The 6,038-nt window shown below is 71.7% G+C and carries 5 protein-coding genes; 3 read left to right on the top strand and 2 right to left on the bottom strand.

The annotated features are described in order from the left end of the window. The 3 genes from KBX08_RS02770 to KBX08_RS02760 form a co-directional block, all read left to right on the top strand. Positions 1-1,550, top strand: a 1,550-nt coding sequence (locus KBX08_RS02770) for a S8 family serine peptidase (protein WP_210780915.1), incomplete at its 5' end; no start/stop codon positions are given. A gap of 69 nt (positions 1,551-1,619) precedes the next feature. Further along, positions 1,620-2,555: a GNAT family N-acetyltransferase gene (locus tag KBX08_RS02765; RefSeq protein WP_210780914.1), complete on the top strand. Its 936-nt coding sequence runs from the start codon at positions 1,620-1,622 to the stop codon at positions 2,553-2,555. 79 nt (positions 2,556-2,634) lie between these two features. After that, the gene (locus KBX08_RS02760) at positions 2,635-2,883 is read left to right on the top strand and encodes a hypothetical protein (RefSeq protein WP_210780913.1); all 249 of its coding nucleotides are present in this window, start codon (positions 2,635-2,637) and stop codon (positions 2,881-2,883) included. A 56-nt stretch (positions 2,884-2,939) separates the two neighbouring features. On the opposite strand, the gene groL is transcribed toward KBX08_RS02760, so the two are convergent. Together groL and KBX08_RS02750 are read right to left on the bottom strand one after the other, a co-directional pair. Further along, positions 2,940-4,562 (bottom strand): chaperonin GroEL, encoded by a 1,623-nt coding sequence (groL, locus tag KBX08_RS02755; RefSeq protein WP_210780912.1) that lies wholly within the window; start codon positions 4,560-4,562, stop codon positions 2,940-2,942. Positions 4,563-4,834: 272 nt separating this feature from the next. Next, a complete protein-coding gene (locus KBX08_RS02750) occupies positions 4,835-6,007 on the bottom strand; it encodes a hypothetical protein (protein ID WP_210780911.1) in 1,173 nt (390 codons plus the stop codon). Between the last annotated feature and the right edge of the window lie 31 nt (positions 6,008-6,038).

The following is a 6,038-nucleotide window of genomic DNA, read 5'->3' as shown; positions in this document are numbered from 1 at the left end:
GCCCGCTGGCCTTCACCGACCCGGAAGAGATCAGCCTGCTGCTGGTCGGCACCCGGGACATTCCGTTCTGGGTGGCGGCCGCCGCCGGCGTCGGGCTCGCCGTCGCGGTACTGGTCGCCATCGGGTACGCGGTGCTGCTCGCCCGGCCGACGGCACGCCCCCCGAGCAGGCGGGTCGCCGCGGTGGCGGCCGTGGTGCTGCTGGTGGCGGTCGGGGCGGTCGACCTCGGCCCCGGCCAGCCGGGCCTGCACGGCGAGCGGCTGTTCGTGGTGCTGCGTACGCAGGCCGACCTGAGCGATCTTCCGGCCGCCGCGCCGGGTCGGGCCGGGCGGGACGCTCGCGCGGCCGAGGTCTACCGGCGGCTGGTGACGACCGCCGAGCAGAGCCAGGGCGACCTGCTGCGGGGGTTGAACCGGCTGCGCCTCGACCCGGTGTCGTACTACCTGGTCAACGCGGTCGAGGTGGACGGCGGCCCGGCGGTGCGGGCCTGGCTCGCCCGCCGACCGGAGGTGGCGCGGGTGCTGGTCAGCCAGCGCTTGCGACCGCTGCCGGCACCGGCCGGGCAGAACCGGGGCACCCTGCCCAAGCCCACCGGCCCGGAGTGGAACATCCGCCAGATCGGCGCCGACCGGGTGTGGTCCCAACTCCGGGTCACCGGCACGGGCATCGTGGTCGGCAGCTCCGACTCGGGGGTGGACGGTGCCCATCCGGCGCTACGAGCCGGGTTCCGTGGTGGGGACGACTCCTGGTACGACCCGTGGGACGACACCCGGAGCCCGACCGACCAGGGCGGGCACGGCACCCACACGGTGGGCAGCGCGGTCGGGCGGGACGGCATCGGGGTGGCGCCGGACGCGCAGTGGGTGGGCTGCGTCAATCTGGACCGCAACCTGGGCAGCCCCGCGCACTACCTGGACTGTCTCCAGTTCATGTTGGCGCCCTTCCCGGCCGGCGGCGACCCGTTCACCGACGGCCGTCCGGAGCGCGCCCCGCAGGTGCTGACCAACTCGTGGGGCTGCCCGCCCATCGAGGGTTGCGACCAGCGCGTTCTGCGGCCGGCCACCGCCGCCCTCGACGCCGCCGGGATCTTCGTGGTCGCCGCGGCCGGCAACACCGGCCCCTGGTGCGCGTCGATCGACGATCCGCCCGCCCCGTACCCGGACGTGCTGACAGTGGGCGCAGTGGACGCCCAGCGGCGGGTCGCCGAGTTCTCCTCGCGCGGGCCGGCGCCGGGCGGCTCGGGTAAACCGGACGTGCTGGCACCGGGGGTGAAGGTGGTGTCGGCCATGCCGGGCGGCACGTACGCCGCCCTGGACGGCACGTCGATGGCAACCCCACAGGTGGCCGGGGTGGTCGCGCTGATGTGGTCGGCGAACCCGGCGCTGGTCGGTGACGTGACCCGGACCCGGCAGATCCTTCGGGACACCGCCACGGCGGCGACGCCCACCTATCGCTCCGACAGCCCCTCCGACGCCTGCGGTGCCCCGTCGAACGTCACCGGCGCCGGCCAGGTCGACGCCTACGCCGCCGTTCGCGCCGCCCAGCAATAGGCAGGTTTCCTTCCTGAGGTGCTGAGCCGAGGGTGCGGCCCGACAGCCGGTGATCTAGGGTCGGCGACCATGGACGCCGAGATCACCGTCACCGAGCTGACCGCCGACCTGGTCACCAGCGTCGTACAGCTCTGCCAGCAGGCTCTCGACCTGCCCGAGGACGCCGCCGAGGCGGCTGCCATCGTGGACGTGCTCTGGACCCGGGCCACCGCCGACCGGCCGGTGGTCGGGCTGGGCGCGTACCGAGGTGCGGACCTGGTGGGGGTGCTGATCTGTTCGGTGTCGTCGACCGAGCCGGGGATCGGGCACGTGGACCTGGTCGCGGTCCTTGCGGATCAGCGGCGTCGGGGCGTCGGCCGGGCGCTGCTCCAGCGGGCCGAACGGGTGCTCGCCGAGCGCGGGGCGACCGAGGTGCTGCTGGCCGGAAACCCGCCGTACTACGCGTGGCCGGGAATCGACGTCCGCTACACGCCGGCGGTCTGCGCCGCCCTCGCGCTCGGCTACCAGCAGGACCGGACCGCCTGGAACATGACAGCGGACCTGTCGTACGACGGGTCGCCGGCACTGCGCTCCACCGAGGCGGCGGAGCGGCGACTGGCCGATCAGGGCGTCACGGTACGCCGGGCGGAGCCGGCGGACCTGCCGGCGCTGATCGCGTTCGCCCGGTCCACCTTCGGCGGAACGTGGGACGGCGAGCTGGCCGGGTCGGTGGGACGCGCCGACGCCGGTTGCCACCTGGCGGAGCGGGACGGCGAGGTGCTCGGCTTCGCCGCGTACGGGTCGTCGCGGCCGAGTTGGTTCGGGCCGATGGGCACCGCGCCGGCCGCAGAGGGCTCGGGCATCGGTGGGGTGCTGTTGCGACGCTGCCTGCGCGACCAGCGGGCGGCGGGGCTGGACCGGGCACAGATCGGCTGGGTGGGACCGGTGCCGTTCTATTCGGGCAGCGCGGGGGCGTGGATCGAACGGGTCTTCTTCCTGTACCGGCGAACCCTGTCCAGGGGATAAACAGGGCAAACAGGACATGGATCCATTCGCCCGCATCGGCCCATCGACGCCCCCTACCGTTTCGGTAGAGGAGGCAGCCATGACCACGGATGACAACCAGACCGAGGACGGCCCGCCGATCACCTGGAAACCGGTCGGTGAACTCCCCGGCCAACTGCCGTTCGACAGGCTCGACTACGGCGACGCCGAGCAACTGGCCGAGATGACCACCGACGGCGAGCCGTCGGTGGCCGAGGAACCGCAGGAGATGGTGGACGCGCCGATCAAACTGCCTCCGCCGTACAGCCGGGCGCAGAAGCGGCGCAACCAGCGCCCACTACCGACCTGACGACGAACGGGGCGGACCGCGTCAGCGGCCCGCCCCGTTCGGTGTCGAAACTGGACTCAGAAGTCCATGTCCCCGCCACCCGGGCCAGCCGGGGCAGCCGGGTTCTTCTCCGGCTTGTCCGCGACAACGGCCTCAGTGGTGAGGAAGAGCGCCGCGATGGAAGCGGCGTTCTGCAGCGCCGAGCGCGTCACCTTGGCCGGGTCGATGATGCCCGCGGCCAGCAGGTCGACGTACTCGCCGTTGGCGGCGTTCAGACCGTGACCCGCTTCGAGGTTACGGACCTTCTCCACCACGACGCCGCCCTCAAGGCCGGCGTTGACGGCGATCTGCCGCAGCGGGGCGTCCAGCGCGACCTTGACGATGTTCGCGCCGGTCGCCTCGTCGCCGACCAGGTCGAGCTTGTCGAAGGCGGTCTTGCCGGCCTGCACCAGCGCGACGCCACCACCCGGGACGATGCCCTCCTCGACGGCGGCCTTCGCGTTGCGAACGGCGTCCTCGATGCGGTGCTTGCGCTCCTTGAGCTCGACCTCGGTGGCCGCGCCGACCTTGATCACCGCAACGCCGCCGGCCAGCTTGGCCAGCCGCTCCTGCAGCTTCTCCCGGTCGTAGTCGGAGTCGCTCTTGTCGATCTCGGCCCGGATCTGGTTGACCCGGCCCTGGATCTGCTCGGCGTCACCGGCACCGTCGACGATGGTGGTCTCGTCCTTGGTCACCACGACCTTGCGGGCGCGGCCCAGCATGTCGAGGCTGGCGGCGTCGAGCTTGAGGCCGACCTCCTCGCTGATGACCTGACCACCGGCGAGGATGGCGATGTCGGTCAGCATGGCCTTGCGGCGGTCACCGAAGCCCGGCGCCTTGACGGCGACCGACTTGAAGGTGCCACGGACCTTGTTGACCACCAGGGTGGCGAGGGCCTCGCCCTCCAGGTCCTCGGCGATGATCAGCAGCGGCTTGCCCGACTGCATGACCTTCTCCAGGATCGGGAGCAGGTCCTTCACCGACGAGATCTTGCTGTTGGCGATCAGGATGTACGGGTCGTCGAAGACGGCCTCCATACGCTCCGGGTCGGTCATGAAGTAGGCCGAGATGTAGCCCTTGTCGAAGCGCATACCCTCGGTGAGCTCCAGCTCCAGCCCGAAGGTGTTGCTCTCCTCGACGGTGATGACGCCTTCCTTGCCGACCTTGTCCATCGCCTCGGCGATGATCTCGCCGACGGTGCTGTCGCCAGCGGAGATGGAGGCGGTGGAGGCGATCTGCTCCTTGGTCTCGACGTCCTTGGCGAGCTTGGACAGCTCCTCCGAGACGCTCAGGACCGCGGCCTCGATGCCCCGCTTCAGGGCCATCGGGTTGGCGCCAGCGGCCACGTTGCGCAGGCCCTCGCGAACCAGGGCCTGGGCCAGGACGGTCGCCGTCGTCGTGCCGTCACCGGCAACGTCGTCGGTCTTCTTGGCGACCTCCTTGACCAGCTCAGCGCCGATCTTCTCGTACGGGTCCTCGAGCTCGATCTCCTTGGCGATGCTCACACCATCGTTGGTGATGGTGGGGGCACCCCACTTCTTCTCGAGCACGACGTTGCGGCCCTTGGGGCCGAGGGTCACCTTTACGGCGTCGGCGAGCTGGTTCATGCCCCGCTCGAGGCCGCGGCGCGCCTCTTCGTCGAACGCGATCATCTTGGCCATACGGCGTTGTCCTCCTGGACACTCACGGGCCACCCGAGATGTGTGCCCCGGATGGGCCGCCTGGTGTACGCACCTTGGGACGTCGCCACCTGGCGACGACGACGTCCTTCGGCCGGGCCGGATAGCCCGCGACGACCGGCCATGTGCCGCCCCGGCGTCTCCACGCCGGTGCAACCTGGCCCCACCGTCCCGACCATTGGCACTCACGGTATGCGAGTGCCAATGACTTGTTTAGCACTCTCACCTGCCGAGTGCAAGCACGATGCCGCCGCTCAGCCGAGTTCCGCAGCCAGTCCAGCGCTGTTCACCGGCGCCTCATGGGCACGCTGCTCGGCGTACGTCACCAGCAGACCGATCATCTGCGCGAGGTGAGCCGGCAGGGCCAGCACGGCGGTGATCCCGATCACCACCACCGCCCCGGCGGCGGTGCCGGCCGAGGAGAACGGGTCCGTTCCGAGCGGGGAGGTGCCGATTCCTTCCAGGGCACCGGGGATCAGGGTGCCGACGATCACCGCCGCGGCCACCAGGGCCACCCGTCCGAGCAGCAGGCCGAGCCGGTCGTGGAACATCCGGAACGATCGACCGATCGGGTTGTGCCGTTCGAAGAGATAGACCGGACCGGCCATGCTCAGCGCGAAGGCCAGGTAGATGCCCGGCAGCACGCAAAAACAGACACCGACGCCGATGAGCAGACTGACCAACAGGGTCCAGCCCCACAGCCCGAGTGCCCGACGCAGGCCGTAGCGCAGCGCGGCCTCCAGGCTGGCCGGCTGACCGGCCGCCTGCTTGGTGATCACCCAGGTGCCGGCGGCCCAGCCGACGGCCTGCACCAACCCGACCACCACGCTGCCGCCGACCAGCAGGACCAGGAGGCTCAGCAGTTCGGCGGCGAAATTGTCCGGCAGCGCGGGGGTCGACGTCGATTCGGCCTGGGCGGCCCACTTCGCCGACGGGTCCAGCCCGAAGGAGACCACCGAGAGCACCGCCGCCGGCAGCACCTGGGTGAGCAGCATGATCGGCACCAACTGCCGCCAGCCCCGGCGCAGCGCTCCCCCGCACCGGTTGAACCAGCCGCCGATACCGGCGCCGGGCGGCGTGACCAGGGCGTCGTTCGGGTCGAACCCGTGACCCGGCGGGTACCAGCCGACCGGCGGCCCCGGGTACCACGGCTGCCCGCCGTAGGGACCCGACCCGGGCGGGTAGCCCCCGGTGGGCGGGAACGCCCAGCCCTGCGGTGGCGGGGCCGCACCCCAGGAACCCTGCGCGGGATCCCAGCCGGGCGGCGGACCGGCGGGGCCGGAGGACGGGCCGGCCGGGGGCATGCCCGGCCCCCAGCCGGGCGGCGGACCGGCCGGGCCGGGGCTGCCGGCGGGCGAGGACGGATCGGACGGGTCCGGCTCCCCCGACCCGGAGGACGGAGTGGGCGGGGGTGGCTGGTCGGTCATGAACGCTCCTCAAATCGGCTGGAACGGTTCA

The sequence above is a fragment of the Micromonospora sp. H61 genome (assembly GCF_018070325.1).
Taxonomy (GTDB): domain Bacteria; phylum Actinomycetota; class Actinomycetes; order Mycobacteriales; family Micromonosporaceae; genus Micromonospora; species Micromonospora salmantinae.
Note: the sequence above shows the minus strand (reverse complement) of the source record. Positions and strands in the feature narration are given on the sequence as shown.

Coding starts and splice junctions, on each gene's coding strand:
- KBX08_RS02765 (WP_210780914.1), top strand. CDS start 1,620: ATGGACGCCGAGATCACCGTCACCGAGCTGACCGCCGACCTGGTCACC.
- KBX08_RS02760 (WP_210780913.1), top strand. CDS start 2,635: ATGACCACGGATGACAACCAGACCGAGGACGGCCCGCCGATCACCTGG.
- groL (WP_210780912.1), bottom strand. CDS start 4,562: ATGGCCAAGATGATCGCGTTCGACGAAGAGGCGCGCCGCGGCCTCGAG.
- KBX08_RS02750 (WP_210780911.1), bottom strand. CDS start 6,007: ATGACCGACCAGCCACCCCCGCCCACTCCGTCCTCCGGGTCGGGGGAG.